Here is a 22627-nt window from a genome sequence, read left to right on the forward strand (position 1 = left end):
TTAAATTTCCCTTATAAAATTTTTCTGTAACCCTTCAGGAGGGCAACCATTGACTTAATTTAAGATTACAAAATTTGTGAAATTTTGTCAATAGCATTTTTGGTAAGGAAGACCTCACTCGCTGCTAACTCTTATAACGGTCTTTACATTTCCTCTTGGGTTAAAATCTCCGATTACCTCAATAAATCTCGGACAGAGAAGTTGTTTTAGGTCATCGTAAATTTTATTTGTGACTGCCTCATGGGATATATGAATATCTCTGTAAGAGTTTAAATAGAGTTTGAGAGATTTTAATTCTACTATTTTCTTGTCTGGAATATAGTTTATCTTTATAGTTGCAAAATCAGGATATCCTGACCGTGGACAAAGACAGGTAAATTCGGGGAAATTTATTTCAATTCTGTATTCTCTGTCAGGATAAGGATTATCCCAAGCCTCAAGTTTTGCTTCTCTAATTTCTTTCTCGCCATAAAGCATGCTTTCCTCCATTTATTGATTCTAATACTATTGCCTTAAGAGCATCTATAAATTTTTTTGAAGTATTTAAAGATTGCACTCTGAGCAGATTTAAACCTAAGCTACTGGCCATTTTCTTGTATACTATGTCTATCTCAAAGAGAGTTTCAATGTGGTCTGAAACAAAGCTTACCGGCACTACAAATATTTTATCAAATCCCTCTCTGGATAGGTCATGCAAGGCTTTTTCTGTTGAGGGTTCAACCCATTTTACCGGCCCTGTTCTGCTTTGATAGGAAATACGCCAATGAGATAACGATAAATTCTTAACTATTGCATGTACTGTTTTCTCAACCTCAGCAACATAGGGGTCTCCGCTTTCATGTAAAGACTTCGGTATTCCATGGGCGCTGAACAAAACAAAGCCTTCTCCATGTGCATTAAAAGCTTCTTTTATATTCTCACACCAAGCATCAATAAATAGGGGATGTTCACACCAAGAGCCAATTATGGAGTATTCAAATTTACCTTCCGCATATCTCTTAAATGCTTCAATAGCTGAACCTGATGTTGCCCGACAGTATTGAGGATATAAGGATAAAGCAATGATTCTCTTTACACCCTCTTTTTCAAACTCTTTCAATGACTGACTTATAAAAGGATACCAATAATTCATCCCTACCTTTACTGAAAACTCCTTTCCCAATTCTCTTTCAAACAGCTCTGCCTGCTTAAGTGTAATCTCCTTTAGAGGTGACTTACCACCGATTTTTTTATAAGCTTTCTCTATCTTTCCGCTTCTCAAAGTCGAGATTAACCATGCCATAGGCTTCTGAATTATGCCAAAATTGGCTATATATGGGTCTTTGAAAAGATTATACAGAAAGGGTCTCACTGCTTTGAGACTGTCTGGACCACCCATGTTAAGAAGAAGCACTCCGATTTTATCCATTCCATCTCCTGTAAAGGTCATTTTCTATGCCCATAAGGTCAAGAAGTTTGCCTACGACAAAATTTATCATATCCTCAAGACCTTGCGGATTGTGATAGAAAGCAGGAACGGGCGGAGCTATTACTACACCTAAACGGGATAATTTCAGCATATTCTCTAAATGAATGCTGCTGAAAGGCATCTCTCTTGGTGACACGATGAGTTTTCTTCCTTCCTTTATCATAACATCGGCTGCTCTTGTTATAAGATTGTCCGCAAAGCCTGAAGCAATAGCAGAAAGGGTTTTCATGGAACAGGGAACGATGAACATTCCATCGATTTTATTGGAGCCACTTGCAATAGGCGCATAAAAATCCCTCTCCGAATATACTCTGACGTCTAAATCTTTTGTTTTAAGCTTTACTGACTCAATATCTTTAAGCTCCGGTGAAAGCTCATGACTCATAACTGAGAAAGCAGACTCTGAGATTATTAAATCGACATTATAGGCTTTGGCAAGAAAAATCATAAGTGTCATTCCGTAGACTATTCCCGAAGCGCCTGTAATGGCCACGACATATTTCTTCATTTTCCTTATAATAACATTTTACTGATAAAAGAGAGAAAGGGAGACCAGGGCGGTCTCCTCTTCTCAGGGAGGGGCACCCCTCAGGGGGCAACTAAGGGGTGAGGGACATGTATGGAAGCCAAAAAAAAACCATGAAGTTACCGGGGTTCATCCCCAAGCCTTCATGGTTGTTGTTATAAATCCAACTTCAGTTGGATTTAAATTAAGTATAGGTAAATTAGTGAACTTCTGTCAACAGTTACCTTAGAGTTCGTTTTTAAATCCTCTACATTCTCTATCCGTCAAATAAAGCTGCCAGTGCTCTTATATCTTTTATTATAAACTTGTGATTTATCTCGGAAAGATAGCCCATTTTTTTCAGTTTACTAATCACCCTAATGGCTGTCTCTGTTGTTGTTCCTGTCATCTCAGCAAGTTCCTGTTTTGTTATTCTGAGGTCAATAATAACTCCTTCTGACAACGGTTTTCCGTATTTGTTTGCCAGCTTAAGAAGCTGGTAGGCTATTCTTGATGAGACATCTTCTAAAGCTATGTTCTTTAAACTTTCAATACCCGATTTAAGTCTTACAGTTACATGATGTAATATTTGAGCTTCAATATTGGGATACTTAACTATCAAAGGAAGAAAAATTTCTGATGGTATCCTGGCAACTTCACAGTCCTCAACAGCTATAGCATTTGCCGGATAGGGAAAACCCTTTATTACAGCAAGGGCTCCGAAAAAATCCTGAGAATCAATTATCTCAAGAACAATCTCTCTTCCGTCTGAAGAAAGCTTAGATATTTTAACCCTACCTTTTAGCAGTATGTAAAACCATCTTGGACTTTCACCTTCTGAAAATATTGTTTCTTTCTTTTTAAACCTAATAATTTTCAGACTCGCTTCAAGGGTCTTCAAATCGTCTTCTTTAAAATCTTTAAATAAAGGTAGTTCGCTGAGCATAGATAATTTTAACAGATTATACGTTAAAAAAAGATAAGGCCTTTACCACAGAAAAGCAATGGTAAAGGCCTTAAAAGCTTACTTAAGCAAATTATCTATATTCTGCTGAGTTCCGTAAGGGTCTTTGAATTCCTGCTCTGGTTTGAAGTTAAGCTTCTTCTCTCCACGATTATTGAGGTATTTCTTAAGTTCAAGGTCTACGTTCACAGGAACGCTTACTCCTGCCTGAGCAAGCATTGTTCTTAAAACTGCTTCAGCCTTTGATGCATAGGCTGTTGCATCACCAAGAATTCTTCCTGCCTCAGTAGGATTATGAAACCCAATTGAGTTTTCAGCACCTATGAATACTACCCTGTAAAATGCTTCAAGGTATAGGTCTTTTGCTTTGTTGTAAAGATTTTGGTCAAGTTTTTTGCCCTGCTCCTGTGCTTTGTTTGCAATCTCAAAAAGCTTTGCCGTAACTGCTGTCTGATATCCTGCCCTAAGCAGTAGACTTATTGTTCTGTCCTGGATGGTTAATACTCTCTGCTTAAGCCATTCTGGAGTCTCACTGTGACACTGCAGACACGCTTTCATATCAGATTTAAGAGGGCTCATTATTCTGTGTTCCGATACTTTGAAACCACCCATTTTTTTGTAAGGCATGTGACAGTCTGCACAAGAGACACCTGCATTCCAGTGCGTTGAGTTATTTGAGAAAAACTCAAACTCAGGATGTCTTATGTAAGCAAGTTTAAAACCTGTGACAGCTTGCTTCCACTCTGCGTAGGCAGGGTCGCTTTTTAGAACTTTAATAATATTTTCAATAGTAATTCCACCAAATTTGCTTCCCTGCCATGGGAAAAAAAGTCCTGTAGGTTTCATGTCTTTGTCTCTTGGAACAACGTATGTAACGTGACATTGGGCACAAATAATGCTACGCATCTCTTGATGAGGAATATTGTTTGTATCTACACCCATTGTCTGAAGGGCTTTAACAAGTGTGAAACCTCTTCTTATCTGAAGTGAGGCATCTTTTGGATTATGACAATCAATACATGAGTCTCCAAGCTTTCTGTGTTTTTCCGGTATCCAACTCCAGACTTCTTTATATGGTCTATTATAGTAGGCCATACCGTATTTTGCTTCCAGTTCAGGTGCATAAGAAGTTTTACAGGTAAGACACACTCCACCGGGTTTGAGTCTTGAGGGGTCAATTTCAAGCTGGTCGATTACTCTGTAAAAATGCGACCTCGGCTCATTATATTCAATTCCAAAACCCCAGCCGTTGTATAGTAATGCCATAAAAGGATATTCTGAGAGTTTATCGTAAATAATCTTGTCTGTATCCCATCCTCTTTTATATTTACTCTTTCCAGCAGGGGTTGGTTCTTGAGATTGTTTATACATTTCATAATGAATTGGATAAGCTTTACCCCAAACTGCTGGGTCAACTTCTCCTTCTGGAATTGCTACTGCCTTAAACTCCTTAGGCTTTTCAGGGGCGCAAGAAAATAAAAGAAAGGTCATAAAAAATAAAACAAATGTAAAACTGAATCTTCTCATTAAAGCCCTCCTTACATAGTTTCTCTGAAACCTGCCAATTTGTGAGATATTCTCTTATGGCAGTCCCAGCATTTTCTATCGGATACATTAATTCTTGAGACCATTCCATCATGACATCTTACGCAGTTTTCCTGAATTGTTTGTTTACCATGGGCAGATATAACAATTCTTTCAGGCACGCTTCCAGAGTAAAAATGCACAACGTCCTTTGTTCCATCAATGCCTTTCCAAAGGTAAAACTTTACCTTTGAATCATTTGGTAGATGACAATCTACGCATTTTAAAGAGTTGTGAACGCCTCCTTTCATTAAAGTTACATACTGCTCTTCCATAACATGGCATTTAGCGCAAAATTCTGGAGAGTTGGTTTTAGCAATTAGCTTAGTAGATAGGATGGCAACAATAAACAGAGAAATCAATAAAAAAACTAATAAGCCCCTTCTCATTAATCACCCCCTCGCTCCTTTTCCCAAATATACCAAAAAAATACTTATCTTTCAACTATAAGACAGCCTTAGCAAAACAACTCTGTCACCTTGAGTGAGGAGATTGTGGTATTATAAAAATAAAAAATTATGTAGAGGGGGTATGATGAAGGTTATTCTCAAAGATGACATTCAAGGACTTGGAAAAGCTGGACAGATAATCAATGTAAAAGATGGCTATGCAAGAAATTTTCTATTGCCAAGAGGACTTGCATTAGTTGCTGACGAAAAAAACATGAAGCTCCTTGAATACCAGAAAAAAAAGATTGAGGAAGAGGCAAAAAAGAAAAGACAGGATGCCGAATCAATTGCCCAGAGACTCAGTGAGATTCAGATAACCCTTTCAGCTAAAGCAGGCGAAGACCAAAAACTATTTGGTTCAATCACTGCAAAGGATATTGCCGAAGCTCTCCAAACAAATGGCTTCTCCGTGGACAAAAAGCAGATAGTTATCAACGAGCCAATAAAAAGAGTTGGCGAATACGAGGTCGAAATTAAGCTTCTTGGAAATGTAACAGCTAAACTTAAACTAAGTGTAGTAGCCGAGTAATGGCTTATGTGAGAGAAATAAGTGCATCTGTAGACAGGCTTCCGCCTCAGAGTCTGGAGGCAGAGCAGGCTGTTCTTGGTGCATTGATACTCGAGGGAGAGGCTATAACAAAAGCCATAGAAATTCTCTCTCCTGAGGATTTCTACAGAGAAGCCCACAAAAAAATATACCAATCAATGCTTGAACTTTTTGACAAAAATGAACCCATAGATTTGATAACAATCACAGAACATTTAAGAGACAAAGGAGAACTCGACAACATAGGAGGGTTAAGCTATCTAAGCCATTTAGCAACCATAGTCCCCACTGCAGCCAACATCCGATATCATGCAAAACTTGTAAGAGAAAAGGCTTTGCTGAGAGCTGTCATTAGAGCCTGCACAGAGATTGTTACAAAGGTTTATGAAGAACCCGAAGATGCTGAGGAGATGGTCGATTACGCAGAAAGGCTCATTTTTGAAATTTCAGAAAAGAGAACTAAAACTAACTTCTTCCATATGAAGGATGTGGTAAAACACACCTTCAAGATAATAGAAAGTATGTATGAGAAAAAAGCTGTGATTACCGGTGTTCCCTCTGGTTTTAAAGACCTCGATGAACTAACCAGTGGATTTCAGCCAGGAGACCTTATAATAATCGGTGGCAGACCTGGAATGGGTAAAACAGCCTTTTCCTTGAATATTGCCCAGCACGTAGGAGTTGAACTTGGTGAGCCTGTTGCATACTTCAGCCTTGAAATGTCAAAAGAACAGATTGCCATGCGACTTCTGAGCAGTATTGCCATGGTAAACTCTTCCGCTTTAAGAAAAGGATTTATAAGTAAACGTGACTGGGAACGCATAACAGATGCAGCTGTTAAGCTCAGTGAAGCGCCAATCTACATAGATGACTCCTCCCAGATGAGTGTTTTAGAGATAAGGGCTAAGGCAAGAAGACTTAAGATGGAACAGGGAAGGCTTGCCCTGATAATTATAGACTACCTCCAGCTAATGCGGGGAAAATCAAACTATGAAGTAAGAGAGCAAGAGATAGCTGAAATATCGCGATCTCTTAAGGCAATGGCAAAGGAGCTTAAAGTACCAGTCATTGCACTAAGCCAGCTTAACAGGTCTGTAGAAAGAACATCTGACAGAAAGCCAACACTTGCAAACTTAAGAGAATCAGGTGCTATTGAACAGGATGCAGATTTAATAATATTTCTCTACAGAGACGAAGTTTACAACAAGAAAAATCCTGCCAATAAAGGAAAGGCTGAGGTAATTGTAGCAAAGCAGAGAAATGGCCCTACCGATGAAATAACTCTAACATTCCTCAGTGATTACACCAGATTTTTAGACTACACAGAGCAATACACAGGCACGGAAATAGAAGAGGAAGTTTAGAATGATAAGAAAACCGGCTGTAGCAGGATATTTTTATCCTTCCAATCCCAGAGAACTACTGAGCGAAATTAGAGATTACATGCCTTCAGCAGGTAGTCAAGATGCCATCGGTGCCATATGTCCTCATGCAGGATACGTTTATTCAGGCTCTGTAGCAGGAGAAGTCTACTCTAAAATAAAGCCAAAAGAAATATACATAATACTAAGTCCAAATCATACTGGCTATGGAAGCAACATTTCTGTTATGACCGAAGGAGAATGGGAGATACCATTGGGTAAGCTTTCAATTCATTCGGAACTTGCAAAAAAAATAGTTGAAAAAGCTTCTGTTGCCTCGGAGGACATTAAAGCACACATTTATGAGCATTCAGTCGAGGTTCAACTACCCTTTATTTTTGCCCTCAATAAAGAGGCCAAAATTGTTCCGATAACTATAAAAATGCTTTCTATTGAAGAGTGCCTAATTCTTGCGCAGGGCATAGCAGAAGCAATTGATAATTTGCAAGTAAAAGATAGAGTAATTATAATTTCAAGCACAGACATGAGTCATTATCTCTCTGATGAAGAAGCAAGAAAAATTGATGCTCTTGCGATAGATAGGATTAAAAGTTTTGACCCTTCAGGACTTTACAGAACTGTGGTTGAGCATAAAATATCCATGTGTGGAGTAATACCTACTGTAACAATGCTATATACTTCGAAAATACTTGGTGCATCGGAAGTTAGAGTAATAAAATATACTACTTCAGCAGAAGTAAGTAGGGACTACAGTAAAGTTGTAGGTTACTTAGGTGCAATTGTCCTGTAAAATTCCTCTCACCGGAGCCATTTTAGCGGGTGGCAAATCATCACGAATGAAAAGACAAAAATGTTTAATGTCTTTTGAAAGTAAGAGAATAATTGACCAGATTGTGTCTAACTTAGAAAAAAATTTCGAAGAACTCTTCATTGTTACAAACTTTCCAGAGCTCTACTTTTACACAGGTCTTCCCCTATTAGGTGATATTTATCCTTTCAGGGGACCCATGGCAGGGATACATGTGGCAATCAAAAATTCGAGCTATGATGTATTCGCCTTTGCTTGCGATATGCCATTTGTGAGAAAAGAGCTTATCTGTAACCTTGCAGAGACTCACTTAAAAAATGCAAACATTGCCACTGTTCCTTTATTTAACGGCAAGATTTATCCGCTTCCTGGAATATACTCTAAAAAACTTCATGACGAGCTTCTTAGATTAATTTTGGAAGACAAACTGAGCATGACCAGATTTCTTGATGATATAGGTGCTTATGTATTGGATGTTGCAAATTTAGACAGAGAAGGATTATCTTTTATTAATATAAACACAGAGGAAGAATTAGAAAATCTTAAAAAGGGAGGCATAAAATGTTTGGATTAGGCACGCAGGAGCTATTGATTATTCTCGTTATAGTGGTAATCCTTTTCGGAGCAACAAGACTACCTCAGATTGGCAAGGGAATTGGCGAAGCAATAAAGAATTTTAAAAAGGCAACAAGCGAGAAAGATGAGATTGATGTAACTCCTAAAAAGGATAATCCTGAAGAGAAAAAATAAATGTGAGCAGATTTCTACAGGCTGAAATTAATTTAAAGAATATCATTCATAACTACTCTACTGTTAAAGCTTATCTTAATCAAAAAAAGGCTGGCTGTAAAATTATAGCCATTGTTAAAGCCGATGCTTATGGGCACGGTGCTATTGAAATCTCTAAGGTTTATGAATCCTTAGGAGTAGACTATCTTGGCGTTGCCTTTTTTGAGGAAGCTCTCATACTAAGAGAAGCTGGAATAAATAGTAAGATTATCGTATTGTTCGATAGGGAAATTGAAGGCATCTTCAAATACAATCTAATTCCCGTCGTATTTGACAAAAAGCAAGCAGAAGCCCTATCAAAGGAAGCCTATCGCAGAGGAGTTTTTCTGCCCGTTCATGTAAAAGTTGAAACGGGAATGGGAAGATTGGGCATTTACGAATCTCCCTGTGAAACAATAAAAAAAATTGCCATGCTCGATAACATAAAAGTTGAAGGAGTGATGAGCCACCTGTCTAAAACAGAAGACGTTGAATGGACAAAGGAACAGATAGAAAAATTTAACCAAATAAGAGAGTGCTTAAAAGTTGTAGGAATTACTCCTATTTTTCACATAGCTAACTCACAAGGACTTCTATATGAAGAGGCTATTTTTGACGCCATAAGGCCAGGGCTTATGCTTTATGGTTACGGTTCTTCTCAATTAAAACCATCCATGACAGTTAAAACAAGACTACTTGATATAAGAAGTCTTCCAGAGGCAACTCCCATTAGCTACGGAGGCACTTACGTAACAAAAAGAAAGAGCATAATAGGTGTTATACCCGTTGGATATGCAGACGGCTACTTTAGAACACTAAGCAACAAAGCAGAGGTAATTATAAAAGGGCGAAAAGTTCCTGTTTTAGGGACAATTTGTATGGACTTGACAATGATTGACCTGACAGAGGTTGAAAATCCGAAAATAAATGATGAAGTAGTTCTTCTCGGCGAAATGGGAGATACAGAGATTTCTGCCTCTCATATCGCCCAGTGGGCAGGAACAATACCCTATGAAGTGCTCACTTCTCTTGGTAGTAGAGCACGAAAAAAATACATTACGGAGGAAAACTGATGATAGCTGAAAGAGCAAAAAAAATTAAACCTTCACCAACTCTGGCTGTTGACTCAAAGGCTAAAGAGCTTAAGGCAAAAGGATTTGATGTTGTAAATTTTGGAGTAGGTGAGCCAGATTTCGACACACCTGAGCACATCAAAGAAGCGGCAATAAAGGCTATTAAAGATGGCTTTACAAAGTATACCCCTGTAGGTGGAATAGATGAACTAAAAGAAGCAATTGTTGAGAAGCTTGAAAAAGAAAATGGTCTCAAATATGGCAAAGAAAACATCCTTGTCTCATGTGGAGCAAAGCATTCCCTCTATAATATTGCTCAAGCCTTATTTGGACCTGGTGATGAAGTAATTATACCTGCACCTTACTGGGTTTCCTATCCTGACCAGGTTTTAATAAATGATGCCCAACCGGTAATTGTTGAGACCTATGAAGAAGACAACTTCACCATTAGACCTGAATTACTAAAGGAAAAGATTACAAAAAAAACAAAAGCCCTTATTTTGAACTCGCCTTCAAATCCCACAGGCTTTATTTATGATAGAAAAACTCTTGAGAGAATTGCAGAAATTGCATTGCAGCATAATATTTACATAATCTCTGATGAAATCTACGAAAAACTCATATATGACGGAGAAAGTCATATAAGCATAGCCTCTCTTGGAGATGAGATAAAGGAAAAAACAATTGTTGTAAATGGTTTGAGTAAATCCCATGCCATGACAGGCTGGAGAATTGGTTATGCCGCAGGACCAGTGGAGATAATAAAAACTATGACAAAAATCCAAAGCCAGTCTACATCCAATCCTACGTCAATTGCTCAAAAAGCTGCTGTGGCAGCTTTAAAGGGACCTCAGGACAGTGTAGAGGGCATGAGACAGGAATTTGAAAAAAGAAGGAATTATCTTGTAAATGAGTTAAACAATATTAACGGAATATCATGCCGAATGCCAAAAGGTGCTTTCTATGCATTTCCAAATATAAGCAAAGTTTTAGGAAAGAAAAACGACGGCAAAAACATAGAAAACTCTATGGAATTAAGCATATATCTACTTGAAAAGGCTCTTGTTGCCTTGGTGCCCGGTTCAGCTTTTGGAGCAGAGGGATTTATAAGGATATCTTATGCCACATCAATGGAAAATCTTAAAAAAGGTATTGAGCGAATTAAAGAAGCCGTGGATGACTTAAAATGAGTAATTTTAAGTGTGGATATGTAGCTTTAATTGGCAAACCTAATGTTGGGAAATCTACTCTTCTTAATACTATTTTAGGCGAGAAGATTTCTATCGTATCGGAAAAGCCCCAGACTACCAGAAACAGAATAATAGGAATTAAAAATCTACCGGAATCTCAAATTATATTCGTAGACACTCCAGGTATTCATAAACCAAAAAACAAACTCGGTGAGTTCATGGTCAAGCAGTCCTATGATGCTATGGAGATGGTTGACCTTATTGTTTTAATGGTTGAACCAGAGAAGCCTGCTGAGGCAGAACTTGTTATAATCAATAAGCTAAAAAAATTTAAAAAACCTGTAGTTCTTGTAATAAATAAAATTGATAGTGTCTCGAAGCAGAGCCTTCTTCCATTAATAGACCAATACAAAGACCTATTTAACTTCAAGGAGATAATACCTATTTCTGCTTTAAAAAAAGACGGAATTGATAGATTGATTGAGAGTGTCAACCTCTATTTACCCCAATCTCCCAAACTCTATCCCGATGACATGGTAACAGACCAGGCTGAGAGATTTATGGTTGCCGAACTTATTAGAGAAAAAATAATGAAAAATACCCAACAAGAAATTCCATATGCCGTTGCCGTTGATATAGAAAGATGGGAAGAAACGGAAAAATTAATCAGTATTGGAGCGAACATATATGTTGAAAGAGAAGGTCAAAAAATTATTATAATAGGTAAAAAGGGCGAGCGACTCAAGAAGATTGCAACAGAAGCAAGGCTTGATATTGAGAGATTTCTTGGAATTAAAGTGTTCCTTGAGGTATGGGTAAAGGTAAGAAAAAAGTGGAGACAAAGGGATATGCTATTAAAATCACTGGGGTATTAGTATGTTAATAGAGATGAAAGTAGAGGGATTACTCTTTGACCCAAGAAGTGGAATGTATATACTGCTCCTTCAGCAGATTGACGGAGAGGAGACCCTTCCTATATGGATTGGCAAACCCGAAGCTGACTCTATAGCCCTTGCACTTGGTAAAGTTATTACTCCAAGGCCTCTAACACATGATTTAATAAAGAACATACTCGATGAGCTTGAAGTCAGAATTACAAAGATAGTAATAACCGATTTAATTGACAACACTTATTATGCCCTCATCTATGCCCATGATGGTGTAAGAGAGAAAACCATTGACTCAAGGCCTTCCGATGCTGTTGCTATAGCCTTACGTGTTCAGGCGCCAATTTTTGTCGATGAGGGTATTTTTGAGTTAAGAAAAGGCGACGAACTCGAGGAATGGCTTAAAAATCTAAAACCTGAAGACTTCGGCAACATAATGTAGTTAATGCAATACAGCACAGAGGCCATTGTCATTAAAAGCACACCTTACGGTGAAGCGGACTTAATTGTAACCTATCTGACCAAAGATTTTGGACTTATAAATCTCTTCGCTAAAAGCCCCAGGAAAATAAAAAGCAGATTTGGCAGTTCTCTTGAACCGCTTACATACTCACGAATATCCTTTATTGGCAGGGAAGAAAATCTTCAAAGAATTATTCAGTCAGATATAATAAGGTCATTTCAAACTCTTAGAGAAAATTTTAGCTTATTTCTTAAAATTTGCGATATATTAAGGCTTTTGATAAATATTGTTCCACATAGAGAACCTCATCCTGAACTCTTTTCACTTATTCTTGCCACTTCCCATTGTCTTGAAAATAAGAGTAAAACAGCAAATTATTTACTATATCTAAAGGTTCAGACATTAAACATGCTCGGCTACTTTCCAGATTTCCGTAATTGCGGAATATGCAGAAGAACTCTGTTTGAAAAATTTTTCTATTCTCAAGGTTTTATAGTATGTGAACGATGTTTAAGAGAAAAGGAATTAGTGCCGAAACCTTTGACAAAAGGAGTTATAAAAATCCTGAAAGAACTTTCATCATGGAAGATTGAATTTCTTGAGAGGGTAAGAATTTCAAGCAGTCTTATTGATGAGGCAGAGAGTTTTCTTCAAATTCACACTCAAACTGTCTTGGGTTATAATAAATCATGACATATGGAGAGAAATATCACAACCTTATAGATAAATTCTCTAAAAAGTGAAAATATGGGGTTTGTAATCGAAAAAAGAGGATGGGAGGAAGAAAATGAAAGACCAACAAAAACCAATGTGCTTAGTATGTGCATGGAGGTCAACCTGTCAGAAACAGTTTTCTCTTAAAGCAGGGCAGAAATGTCCTGATTTTGTGAAAGATGTTACAGTTAAAACCGAAGATAACGAAGAAGAAAGGGAAGAGAAAAACAAATAGAAACGGAGAGGGAGGGATTTGAACCCTCGGTGAGGATAAACCCCACAGCGGTTTTCGAGACCGCCCCAATCGGCCACTCTGGCACCTCTCCGTGTATTAATATTATAACATCCTTAGAATTTCTTGATAATGCCCTCTATTTCAGTTAAAAACCCTATATAAAGCTTATTCTTAGTTTTCATAAGCTCCTCGGGAAGTGACTTATAAAGTTCTTTTGCTTTTTTATCTTTTCAGTCTTTCCATAAAAAAGTGGTTTTGTGAGCATATTAAGCCTGCTATTATAATCCTTATCTATTCTTTCTAAAAGTTCTATTGCTCCTTCTGAGTTTCCTGTATCTGCCCTTAAAGGAAATCTCCCATCCCCGCATATATAAAAGAAAGATAGATTAAATGGAGTTTTTATTTTTTCTCCAGCCATATAGCAGAAAAAATCGTGAGAAGCTAAGTAATAGTTTACCTGCATATATAGCCTACCGATGCTTTTATGTTAACAGCTTTATCTTCCTTTTTAGGCTCTGGAGCCTCAATGGAAGCTTTCTCCATAACAGGTGCTGCTCTGTATAAGAAAGGAGGTTCCCAGGTAGGTCTTCGCACATCGTAATTAATGCTTGAAATAGAACATTTTTTGCCAAGTCTTTCACCTGCTCTCTTTGCGAAATTAATTGCCGTATCAATCATATCAAGTTTAAGCTCATTTTCTGTTTCTTTTGTCTTTTTCTCTGAGATAATCCATTGAGGATGGGATACTGTGTAATTAAGTCTTTCTCCATACTTTTCTTTAAACTCGTCAATCACTTCAAGAACCTTATTTTGCTCTTTTGAATCCTTTAACTCAAAGGAATAACCAATCTCACCTTTATATCCCGAGCATTTTCTTTTATCTTTTTCCCACCAGCAGTTTTTATAGACTGAATAACTTCCGCCTTTGTAGTTCAAATTAAGAGTCCTAATTGCTTTATCAACGCTACCAAGCATATTTATAACATCTGCCTCCTTAACTGCATTGGCGTTAACTCCTAAAGTCATACTTAGAATATCAGGGGTAAGCTCCTTTCTTTCCTCAAGAGTTACGGAAATACGAGTAAATTCATACTCTTTCTCCTCTGCATACAGGGATGTAAAAGCTGTTAATAATAAAAGAAAACCAATTGAAAATATCATGCCTTTCATCTTCTCCTCCTTTTTGATAAAAAGCTATCTTTGCGCAAGCAAAGAATTTAGCATTCTGATTAAAGGTAAATTTAACTATCTTGACCAAAGAGACATTACCACTCAATCTTCGGTGAAACAATAAAAAATTCATCGTCTTCCTTCAAAATTCCTCTAAATTTCAATATCTTAAAAGCCTTTGTTACAGCCTCTCTTGAAGCACCAGTGCATGAGGCAAGCTGTCGGTGAGTCATCTTTTTTATCTTAATTCTTCCATCATCAGTTTTTATTCCTTCCCTTTCTGCAAGTTTTAATAGATATTTTATTATTCTTTTACTTACATCTAAAAAAGCCATTGCCCCAAGCATCTCATCGGTCATTCTAAGTCTTTCCACAATAGCAGAAAGCATAGAAACCGCAATTGACGGAGTTTTCTCAAGAAGTTTTATAAACTTTTCCCTCTTTAAAATTCCAACAGTAGAGTCTTCAACTGCTATGAGAGTGGCAGAACGAGGTCTTCCATCAAGAAGACTTAACTCGCCAAAGAAATCTCCCCTTTTAAAAATATGCAGTATTAACTCCTTGCCTTCAAGGTCTAAAAGACAGGCCTTGACAGAACCTCTTAGAATTACATATAGTTCGGTGCTTTTTTCGTATTGATAAAAAATAATTTTATCCTTTTCGAATTTTTTCGTTATAAAACCATCAGAAATCATAGAGAGATGTTCTTCAGAAAGAGCTTGAAAAAGCGGAATTTCTTTAAGAATTTTTAAAATTTCTAAATTAGACATATTAAAATTTATCAAAAAAGCTTTACTCCGTCAAGTTACACTTCGCCTCTAACCGATTTTAATTTGCTTAAAGAAAGCCTTAATAAAAATTTTTGAAAAGCCTTTAGATATAACGGTAGCAACTGTCTGCCATGTTCTTTCCTTAACCACAAAGCCATAGCTAATTGCTGAATTTCTCTATCTCTATGCAGATTTAACCATTCGTCAATTTTTCTGTCATCTCCAAACATTCTATCCTGAAAATTCTTCATAATGTTGAATTCTCTTAGAAAACGCTTATTCCATAACTTTGCATATATCTCGGGATTGTCTTTTCCAATAGCTTCAGCAGCAAACTGGCCAGACTTCATAGCATAGTATATTCCTTCAAAAGACACAGGCATGGTAAATCCCATTGCATCTCCGCAAAAAAGAATTCTATCTTTAAAGAATTCTCTTTTTTTCCACCTCGGGATTCTATATGCCCTCAGTCTTACGGAACAGTTATTTTTTATTTCCTGAAAGCTAACAGAAAATCTCTTCTGAATAAAGTTTTCTATGAGAAGACTAACTTTACGAATGTTTTCCGAGCCAGTTCCTACTGATAAATATCCCCTTCCTGGAAACACCCACGAATAAAAATAGGAAGCATGGGAACTTCCAAACCAAAACTCTACGGTATCTCTTTGACTGATTAAAATTTCTGGTAGTTGAAGACTGACTGTCCAATAAAAATCAGGCTTTTCCATAGCCAGAAGCGAACACACTCTCGAATTAACACCGTCAGCTGCAATTATGTATTTTGAGATAATCTTAAAGTTCTCGCCATTCTTATTTTTTACAGTGGAAGCAAAACTGTCTTTTAATTGTCTTATATCTAAGAGCTCAGCCTCTATTACCTCTGCACCACTGTCTTTTGCTTTTTGTCTCAAAAAATTATCAAAATCTGCACGATTAAAGATTAATATTTCTCCTCCTACAAAGTCGACCTCTATTGGTGAAGAAAATGGTGGAACTATTTTGATTTTTTTAATTCTGTTGAAGGAAATTGATTTTTCAATATCCTCAAGTAAACCGAGTTCTTTTAACCCTGCAGAGGGTATTCCTCCTCCACAGGGTTTATGGAAAGAAAAATTTTTCTCAACTAAAGCAGTCCTTATTCCCTTTACTGAGAGAAATCTTGCCGCAGAGGCTCCTGCAGGCCCTCCGCCAACAACTAAAACATCAACATTCATTACATCTATTTTTTAGTAACCACAAGCACAGGACATGGAGCATTTCTTATTACTCTTTGAGTTGTGCTGCCCACGAAAAATCTCTCCACTCCGCTTCTTGGAAGTGTTCCAATTATTATTAAATCGACATTGTTAGCTGTGGCAAATTGAATTATCTCCTCATAGGGAATACCTCTCTTTACAACAGTCTCTACGTTTTTCAGGTCCTCACGCATGTCGATACCAAAGGAATCCAGATTTCTCTTTGCATGGGTTTCAAGGTCTTTGTAAAGCTCTGTTATTGATGGATGTGGAATGTGAAGATTTGATGCCTTCTCAATATCGTAGATGATATGGAGAAGATAGAGCTTTGCATTGAACATTTTCGCAAGGTCTACGGCATAGGAAAGAGCATACAAAGACTCGTCAGAAAAATCGGTAGGCAGAAGAATTCTTTGAAACTTCATAACACCCTCCTAAATTTATTAATGTTTTTTAAGTATATCAATCTCATACCCTCAAATACAAGAGAGGGTTGTAAAATATGAGGGATTGTTAGATAGTGTGTAATAAGATTAAAATTACCGCCAGTTACAACAACTTTCAGATTTTTATTTAAAGAATTTTCAATTTCTTCTATCAAACCTTCAACAGCCCGAGCAGTTCCTAATATTATTCCTCCTTTAATGGCTGACTCGGTATTCCTGCCAGGAACTTCAAATTTATCATCTAAAGTCACCATAGGCAAAAGAGCTGTATTTTCCCTTAATGCTCTGGTCATTGTCTGAAGACCAGGCATAATTGTTCCACCTAATATTTCCCCTCTGTCCGATACAATGGTTATGGTAGTTGCTGTGCCTAAATCTACAACAGCTGTTGAATCTTTAAATAATTCATAAGCAGCCACACAACAGGCAATTCGGTCTGCTCCAAGTTTTTCAGGATTGTCAACCAGTAAAATCAGACCTGTAGTTACTTTATGACTGACAATCAAAATTTCTGTGAAATAATTGCTAACCTTATCTAAAAACTTTTCTGTTACGCTGGGCACAACAGAACATATGACACATGGCTTTTTAAGCTCAATTTTACTCTTTAAATTATGCCAGTCAAAAGTAGCGATAGGTTCATTAATAAGGAGAATAGAGTTTCTCTCAAGGGGATTTTGAAAAAGGGAGATTGCTATATTTGAATTTCCTATTTTTACAGCATAGAGCATTACTTAGCTCTAAGAAGAGTCACATCACCAGCACTTATTTTTTCATAAGTTCCATCGGATAGTTTCACTATTAGCCTGCCTTCTTCATCTATTGCCTCAGCAGTTGCTATTATTTCTCTTTCAGTCAAAACAATTTTTACCTGTCTTCCAATGGTGCCACTCAATTGCATCCATCTGTCTATAATGGTCTTTCTGTTTTTCTTTTCAAGAAGTTGATACCATTTGTCAAACTCTTTTATAATTTCTACTGCTAAAAGCGCCCGAGAAAATTCTTCTCCCTTGCAAATTCTGAGCGATGTGGCTATGTCTTTTATCTCTTCGGGAATGTCCTCTTCGGTCATGTTGACGTTTATACCAATACCTACAACAGCGGCCTTTATTTTTTCACCTTCGATTTTAATCTCCGAAAGGATACCGCCTACTTTTTTGTGGTCAACAAGCATATCATTTGGCCACTTAATTAGCACCGCAATATCTGTGTGTCTTCTTAAAGCTGTGGTGCAGGCCACTACGCTTGTGAGAGTTATCATGGTAGCATATTTAGGAGTAATGTTTGGCTTGACAGCTATGCTCATATACAGATTTTTTCCAGCTGGAGATATCCATTTCCTTCCAAGCCTGCCTTTTCCTTTGGTCTGCCTATCTGCAATTACAACTGTTCCAGAAGGATATCCTTTCTTTAAAAGCTCATAGGCAACGCTATTCGTTGACTCCACTTCGTCGTATATGAAAATCTCTTTTCCCACTTCAGAAATTTTTGAATTAAGCTCTTTCTTTAAATTCTCTGCTGTGAATTCCATAAAATTACCTCTCTGGTGTTAGAATTATTACTTCTACTTTACCTTTTAACTTATCAGCGAAATATTGGGCATCTTTTTCAGAACCCACTATACTACCATAATGCATAGGAATAGCAATCTTAGGTTTAATATCAAGGGCAGCTTGCACAGCTTCTTCAGCATCCATTACGTACGTCCCAGACACTGGCAGTAAGGCTATGTCTATATCCTTAAAATCTTTCATTTCAGGAATATAATCGGTATCTCCAGCGATATATACTCTTTTACCTCCGACTTTAAAAATATACCCCACCCAACCTTTTTCCTTAGGATGAAACTTTTTGTTTGTGTTGTAAGAAGGTACTACTTCTATTTCAACTCCCTTTACCGTTAATCTGTCTCCTGGTTTTACGACAGCTTCCTTAGCATCAATCTTGCCCGAACAGTCCTCAGGAATAACAACAACCGTTTCAGGTCCTATCAATTTTTTTATATCCTCAGGGCTGAAATGGTCATAATGTTCGTGGGTAATTAAAATTATATCAGCCCTGTCATTATGTTTAATTTTAAACGGGTCTGTATATATCACTATCTCGCCAGTAATTTTAAAGGTGTCATGTCCCAACCATTTAATGTTTTCTATCATTACACACCTCCTGAGAATGCTTTTGCATATATGATACAAAATTTTTAAGTGAGGTCACAACAAATTTTCTGTTCTTTTACTCGGCTTGCATGGATATTCCATTACAAAGGCATCTTCTTCAGGAAATAGATAGTATTTTTTTCTTAACCCCGCTATTTTAAATCCTACTTTTGCATAAAGCCCTATTGCCTCTTTATTTGAAACCCTTACTTCAAGAAAACACACATTTGCAGTTTTTTCTATGTCCCTTAATGCCTCTTTAAGTAAAGCTGTGGCAATTCCTTTTTTTCTCTTTTCTGGTTTAACTGCTATAGAGAGAATTTCTGCCTCATCAGTAACAGTCCTGTATAAAACATATCCTACGACTTCACCGCTCAGCTCAGCTACTTTTAATTGAGAAATTCTACTTGCAATCTCTTCTTGAAAAGACTTAAGAGACCATGGTAAAGAGAAACTTTCTTCGGCGATTTTTAAAATAGCCGGGAGGTCTGTTTCTTGAAAAGCTCTTATTTTCATCCAAACTTAATTTCCGCTTCTGACTTTCTTAGATAAAGGGGAGCAAGAGTTTTTGCCGATAATAATTCACCTCTCTTAGCTTTTTCTTCTCCCATAAGCGCCACTATTGCTGGCAAGGGAACATTGTAGATAGAATCAGTAAAAAAGACTTTGTCGGACAAAGTATTAAGAAGTTTGTCTCTGTACAGAGAAGCACCATCTCCTATAAAGACCGTTTTTTCGCTTATCCATTCAGCAAGTCTTTCAGGCTTAAGGACTGAATCTTCCCTTAATCTAATTAAAACACCATCTTTCCATTTAAAAAGCGCCGCATATACCTCATTTTTTCTGGCATCAAGCATAGGACAAATACAGAAATCAGTAAGTGGTAAACCTCTTGCCATAACCTCAAGAGTAGAAAGAGGCGCAATTTTTTTTCCGGTAACAAAGGATAGCCCCTTTACAGTGCTTATGGCAACCCTAAGCCCTGTGAAAGAACCCGGGCCTATGGTAACGGCATAAATGTCAATGCTTTCCAGTGGTATTTTCATGATTTCAAGGGTATGAGCTATCTCAGGAATAAGCTTCTCCGAGTGCGATGCCATAAACTGAAGGGAAGCTTGAGCTAATAATTTACCCTCCTCAACCACTGCAACTCCAGCATATTTTGTAGATGTATCTAAACCTAAAACTCTCATTTTCCTATCTTGATTATAAATCTTTTATGTTCTCTACATGAAACTTCTGTAGCTGGAAGAATAAACTCCTTTATTTCAAACCTATATTCTTCAGATAGCTCTTTTATTTCCTCCTCATATCTCCATGACTTACTCACGATAAAATATCCTTCCTCTTTGAGCAAGGCATTACATCTCTTAACGAAATCCTTTATGCTCCACAATGCTCTGGTAGTTATGATATCGTAAGTTTTATCAACCTCTTCTGCCTTTCCCTGAAGGACGTCAACATTTTTTATACCTATTTTTCTTTTGATGTTTTTTAGAAAGGCACATTTTTTCCATGATGGTTCAATAAGTGTAACATGAAGATAAGGTCTTGCAATAGCTATTGGCATCCCTGGAAATCCTGCACCTGAGCCTATATCAGCAATATAAGCAAATTTCTGAGGAATATAACACAGATAAAGCAAAGAATCCAAGAAATGCTTGATAATTATTTCTCTTTCATTATCTATTGATGTAAGATTGTATGACTTATTCCATTTTTTCAACTCTTTCAGATAAATCATGAATTTATCAATTAAAGTATTCATCTCTTCTTGATTGACCGGCAGCTTTAACTCTAAAAAATTCTCGCTATTAATATGCTCTCTAAAAAATTCTTCTATCTTCTGCATGCCATGCCTTTTTGTAGGGCTACCATGAGAATTGAAATTGCCGCAGGCGTTACGCCGGGTATTCTCATTGCTTGACCAATAGTTCGGGGAGATACTTCATTAAGCTTTTGAATAACCTCCCTTGAAAGGCCGGGGATATTAAAATCAAAACCTTCAGGTATGAGTTTCTCCTCAAACTGTTTCATTCTCTCAACAAGTTCCATCTGCTTTGCAATATAGCCCTCATACTTTATGTGAATTTCTACAAGCTCTTCTATTTCTCTTTCTATCTCTATTTCGGGTGGAGTAAATTTTTTTATGAAGCCATAATCTATCTCGGGTCTTTTAAGAATTTTGTCAATAAAAACAGCCTCTTCAATAGGAGTTGTTCCTGCTTCAATTAGAGCTCTGTTAAGCTCCTCCGAAGGTTTTATCGTCGTTGTCTTGAGTCTTTTTATCTCTGTCTCAAGAGTTTCCTTTTTTCTTCTAAAGCAGTCGTATGTTTCTTCATCTAAAAGGCCTAATCTGTATCCGTAGTCTCTTAATCTTAAGTCTGCATTGTCGTGTCTGAGAAGCAACCTGTATTCTGCCCTTGACGTAAACATTCTGTAAGGTTCTTGCGTTCCTTTTGTCACAAGGTCATCAATGAGAACACCAATGTATGCTTCATCTCGTCTTAGTATAAAAGGTGGCTGTCCTTTTATTTTGAGGGCAGCATTTATACCTGCCATAAGCCCCTGTGCAGCGGCCTCCTCATAACCACTCGTTCCGTTTATCTGTCCTGCCAGATAAAGGCCTTCTATCCCTTTCACTTCAAGCGTATGCCTTATCTGCGTAGGATAGACAAAGTCATACTCAATTGCATATCCGGGTCTCATTATATCGGCCTCTTCAAGCCCCGGAATACTCCTCACAAGCGAGACCTGCACATCGTAGGGCAAAGAGGTTGATATGCCGTTTGCATAATACTCTTTTCTGCTTAAACCTTCCGGCTCTAAAAAAACTTGGTGTCTCGGTTTTTCTCTGAATTTAACTACTTTATCCTCTATTGAAGGGCAATATCTCGGTCCTATACCCTTTATCTTTCCTCCATAAAGGGGCGAACGGTCAAGGTTATTAATTATTATCTCATGTGTTCTTTCGTTGGTATATGTTATGTAGCAGGGAACCTGCGGATTGGTAATCTCCTTTGTGGAGTAGGAAAATGGTATAGGTGGAAGGTCTCCCCACTGCTGTTCTGTTTTAGAAAAATCTATTGTTTTTGCATCTATCCTTGGTGGCGTGCCTGTCTTAAGGCGTCCCATTTTTAGCCCGATTTTTCTTATTGACTCGGATAATCTTTTGGAAGCGAACTCTCCTGCTCTGCCAGCTTCGAAAGATTCAGAACCTATATGAATGAGACCATTTAAAAAAGTGCCCGGCGTTATTATTACTGCCTTAGCTCCATAAAATACTCCAAGAGAAGTGGTAACTCCCTTTACTCTTCCTCCCTCCACTAAAATCTCCTCAACCATTGCTTGCTTTATCGCAAGATTTTCTGTCTCCTCCAAAAGCTTTCGCATATAGACATTGTAAAGTATTCGGTCTGCCTGCGCCCTTAGAGACCATACGGCAGGACCTTTTGAGCGGTTGAGCATTCTGAACTGTATTCCAGCCATGTCTGTAACCTTTGCCATTATCCCACCAAGAGCGTCAATCTCTCTTACCAGATGTCCCTTTGCAAGTCCGCCTATAGCCGGATTACAGCTTAGTTGGGCAATTGTCTCAAGATAAATCGTAAAGAGAGCTGTCTGAAGCCCCATTTTAGCAGATGCAACTGCTGCTTCACAGCCTGCATGCCCTGCTCCTACAACTATTACATCGAAATCTTTCTCTTTATACATCGTTCCTCCGTTAAAATTCTGAAACCTTCTTATTTAAAAGCCTACCATTCTTGTTAGACTTTATTTTGATAAGCACTTATAAAATGGCGAAAATTTCAA

29 protein-coding genes and 1 tRNA gene are annotated in these 22627 nt (G+C 37.5%); 11 read left to right on the forward strand and 19 right to left on the reverse strand.

The genetic code is table 11. The features are described 5' to 3' along the window. Positions 1-114: 114 nt before the first annotated feature. The 6 genes from queF to nrfH all read right to left on the reverse strand — a co-directional run bounded on the left by queF (position 115) and on the right by nrfH (position 4910). Positions 115-477 carry a preQ(1) synthase gene (gene queF, locus ACZ430_RS03265; protein WP_297212981.1) on the reverse strand — a complete coding sequence of 121 codons (363 nt, stop codon included), beginning with the start codon at positions 475-477 and terminating at the stop codon, positions 115-117. Further along, complete coding sequence (hemH, locus tag ACZ430_RS03270; protein ID WP_464910691.1) at positions 452-1408, reverse strand: ferrochelatase; 957 nt, start codon at positions 1406-1408, stop codon at positions 452-454. The genes queF and hemH overlap by 26 nt, the downstream gene beginning before the upstream one ends. Continuing rightward, positions 1401-1976, reverse strand: a complete 576-nt coding sequence (locus ACZ430_RS03275) for a UbiX family flavin prenyltransferase (RefSeq protein ID WP_297212985.1) — start codon at positions 1974-1976, stop codon at positions 1401-1403. Before ACZ430_RS03275 ends, hemH begins: the two co-directional genes overlap by 8 nt. Positions 1977-2250: 274 nt before the next feature. Further along, a complete protein-coding gene (locus tag ACZ430_RS03280; protein WP_464910692.1) occupies positions 2251-2874 on the reverse strand; it encodes a Crp/Fnr family transcriptional regulator in 624 nt (207 codons plus the stop codon). A gap of 123 nt (positions 2875-2997) precedes the next feature. Further along, complete coding sequence (locus ACZ430_RS03285) at positions 2998-4464, reverse strand: ammonia-forming cytochrome c nitrite reductase subunit c552 (protein WP_297212989.1); 1467 nt, start codon at positions 4462-4464, stop codon at positions 2998-3000. A gap of 11 nt (positions 4465-4475) precedes the next feature. Further along, on the reverse strand, positions 4476-4910 hold the full coding sequence (nrfH, locus tag ACZ430_RS03290) for a cytochrome c nitrite reductase small subunit (protein WP_297212991.1): 435 nt from the start codon (positions 4908-4910) through the stop codon (positions 4476-4478). 145 nt (positions 4911-5055) lie between these two features. On the opposite strand from nrfH, the gene rplI reads away from it, so the two are divergent. The 11 genes from rplI (at position 5056) to ACZ430_RS03345 (ending at position 13037) form a co-directional block, all read left to right on the forward strand. Beyond that, positions 5056-5499, forward strand: a complete 444-nt coding sequence (gene rplI, locus ACZ430_RS03295; RefSeq protein ID WP_297212993.1) for a 50S ribosomal protein L9 — start codon at positions 5056-5058, stop codon at positions 5497-5499. Next, positions 5499-6881, forward strand: coding sequence for a replicative DNA helicase (gene dnaB, locus ACZ430_RS03300; RefSeq protein WP_297212994.1), 1383 nt, complete (start codon positions 5499-5501; stop codon positions 6879-6881). The genes rplI and dnaB overlap by 1 nt, the downstream gene beginning before the upstream one ends. A 1-nt stretch (position 6882) precedes the next feature. Then, entirely contained in the window at positions 6883-7689 is an 807-nt protein-coding gene (gene amrB / locus ACZ430_RS03305) for an AmmeMemoRadiSam system protein B (RefSeq protein ID WP_297212996.1), read from the forward strand. Next, positions 7673-8281, forward strand: a complete 609-nt coding sequence (mobA, locus tag ACZ430_RS03310; RefSeq protein WP_297212998.1) for a molybdenum cofactor guanylyltransferase — start codon at positions 7673-7675, stop codon at positions 8279-8281. The genes amrB and mobA overlap by 17 nt, the downstream gene beginning before the upstream one ends. Continuing rightward, complete coding sequence (locus ACZ430_RS03315; protein WP_297212999.1) at positions 8269-8457, forward strand: twin-arginine translocase TatA/TatE family subunit; 189 nt, start codon at positions 8269-8271, stop codon at positions 8455-8457. Before mobA ends, ACZ430_RS03315 begins: the two co-directional genes overlap by 13 nt. 2 nt (positions 8458-8459) lie before the next feature. After that, positions 8460-9548: an alanine racemase gene (gene alr / locus ACZ430_RS03320; protein WP_339944819.1), complete on the forward strand. Its 1089-nt coding sequence runs from the start codon at positions 8460-8462 to the stop codon at positions 9546-9548. Further along, positions 9548-10738 carry a pyridoxal phosphate-dependent aminotransferase gene (locus ACZ430_RS03325; RefSeq protein ID WP_464910693.1) on the forward strand — a complete coding sequence of 397 codons (1191 nt, stop codon included), beginning with the start codon at positions 9548-9550 and terminating at the stop codon, positions 10736-10738. The genes alr and ACZ430_RS03325 overlap by 1 nt, the downstream gene beginning before the upstream one ends. Beyond that, complete coding sequence (gene era, locus ACZ430_RS03330; protein ID WP_297213006.1) at positions 10735-11613, forward strand: GTPase Era; 879 nt, start codon at positions 10735-10737, stop codon at positions 11611-11613. The genes ACZ430_RS03325 and era overlap by 4 nt, the downstream gene beginning before the upstream one ends. A gap of 1 nt (position 11614) precedes the next feature. Continuing rightward, positions 11615-12067, forward strand: a complete 453-nt coding sequence (locus tag ACZ430_RS03335; protein WP_297213007.1) for a bifunctional nuclease family protein — start codon at positions 11615-11617, stop codon at positions 12065-12067. A 3-nt stretch (positions 12068-12070) separates the two neighbouring features. Further along, positions 12071-12781 (forward strand): DNA repair protein RecO, encoded by a 711-nt coding sequence (gene recO / locus ACZ430_RS03340; RefSeq protein ID WP_297213009.1) that lies wholly within the window; start codon positions 12071-12073, stop codon positions 12779-12781. Positions 12782-12875: 94 nt separating this feature from the next. Next, entirely contained in the window at positions 12876-13037 is a 162-nt protein-coding gene (locus ACZ430_RS03345) for a hypothetical protein (protein ID WP_297213012.1), read from the forward strand. A gap of 3 nt (positions 13038-13040) precedes the next feature. Here the strand turns inward: ACZ430_RS03345 and ACZ430_RS03350 are convergent. The 13 genes from ACZ430_RS03350 to mnmG all read right to left on the reverse strand — a co-directional run bounded on the left by ACZ430_RS03350 (position 13041) and on the right by mnmG (position 22528). Further along, positions 13041-13128: transfer RNA gene (locus tag ACZ430_RS03350), tRNA-Ser, on the reverse strand. A gap of 87 nt (positions 13129-13215) precedes the next feature. Next, positions 13216-13500, reverse strand: coding sequence for a hypothetical protein (locus ACZ430_RS03355; RefSeq protein WP_297213014.1), 285 nt, complete (start codon positions 13498-13500; stop codon positions 13216-13218). Next, positions 13491-14207, reverse strand: a complete 717-nt coding sequence (locus ACZ430_RS03360; protein ID WP_297213016.1) for an SIMPL domain-containing protein — start codon at positions 14205-14207, stop codon at positions 13491-13493. The genes ACZ430_RS03355 and ACZ430_RS03360 overlap by 10 nt, the downstream gene beginning before the upstream one ends. A 95-nt stretch (positions 14208-14302) precedes the next feature. Next, positions 14303-14977: a Crp/Fnr family transcriptional regulator gene (locus ACZ430_RS03365; RefSeq protein WP_297213018.1), complete on the reverse strand. Its 675-nt coding sequence runs from the start codon at positions 14975-14977 to the stop codon at positions 14303-14305. Positions 14978-15012: 35 nt separating this feature from the next. Then, positions 15013-16191 carry a geranylgeranyl reductase family protein gene (locus tag ACZ430_RS03370; RefSeq protein ID WP_297213020.1) on the reverse strand — a complete coding sequence of 393 codons (1179 nt, stop codon included), beginning with the start codon at positions 16189-16191 and terminating at the stop codon, positions 15013-15015. Between the two features lie 5 nt (positions 16192-16196). Next, a complete protein-coding gene (locus ACZ430_RS03375; RefSeq protein ID WP_297213022.1) occupies positions 16197-16637 on the reverse strand; it encodes a universal stress protein in 441 nt (146 codons plus the stop codon). Continuing rightward, the gene (locus tag ACZ430_RS03380; RefSeq protein ID WP_297213023.1) at positions 16634-17389 is read right to left on the reverse strand and encodes a type III pantothenate kinase; all 756 of its coding nucleotides are present in this window, start codon (positions 17387-17389) and stop codon (positions 16634-16636) included. Before ACZ430_RS03380 ends, ACZ430_RS03375 begins: the two co-directional genes overlap by 4 nt. Next, positions 17389-18189 (reverse strand): biotin--[acetyl-CoA-carboxylase] ligase, encoded by an 801-nt coding sequence (locus tag ACZ430_RS03385; protein WP_297213025.1) that lies wholly within the window; start codon positions 18187-18189, stop codon positions 17389-17391. The genes ACZ430_RS03380 and ACZ430_RS03385 overlap by 1 nt, the downstream gene beginning before the upstream one ends. Positions 18190-18193: 4 nt before the next feature. After that, the gene (locus tag ACZ430_RS03390; RefSeq protein ID WP_297213028.1) at positions 18194-18814 is read right to left on the reverse strand and encodes an MBL fold metallo-hydrolase; all 621 of its coding nucleotides are present in this window, start codon (positions 18812-18814) and stop codon (positions 18194-18196) included. Between the two features lie 54 nt (positions 18815-18868). Then, the gene (rimI, locus tag ACZ430_RS03395) at positions 18869-19330 is read right to left on the reverse strand and encodes a ribosomal protein S18-alanine N-acetyltransferase (protein ID WP_297213030.1); all 462 of its coding nucleotides are present in this window, start codon (positions 19328-19330) and stop codon (positions 18869-18871) included. Beyond that, entirely contained in the window at positions 19327-20007 is a 681-nt protein-coding gene (gene tsaB, locus ACZ430_RS03400) for a tRNA (adenosine(37)-N6)-threonylcarbamoyltransferase complex dimerization subunit type 1 TsaB (RefSeq protein WP_297213032.1), read from the reverse strand. The genes rimI and tsaB overlap by 4 nt, the downstream gene beginning before the upstream one ends. After that, positions 20004-20666, reverse strand: a complete 663-nt coding sequence (rsmG, locus tag ACZ430_RS03405; protein WP_297213034.1) for a 16S rRNA (guanine(527)-N(7))-methyltransferase RsmG — start codon at positions 20664-20666, stop codon at positions 20004-20006. The genes tsaB and rsmG overlap by 4 nt, the downstream gene beginning before the upstream one ends. Then, the gene (gene mnmG / locus ACZ430_RS03410) at positions 20654-22528 is read right to left on the reverse strand and encodes a tRNA uridine-5-carboxymethylaminomethyl(34) synthesis enzyme MnmG (RefSeq protein ID WP_297213036.1); all 1875 of its coding nucleotides are present in this window, start codon (positions 22526-22528) and stop codon (positions 20654-20656) included. Before mnmG ends, rsmG begins: the two co-directional genes overlap by 13 nt. Positions 22529-22627 lie beyond the last annotated feature (99 nt).

This window comes from Thermodesulfovibrio sp. TK500a (assembly GCF_055381765.1).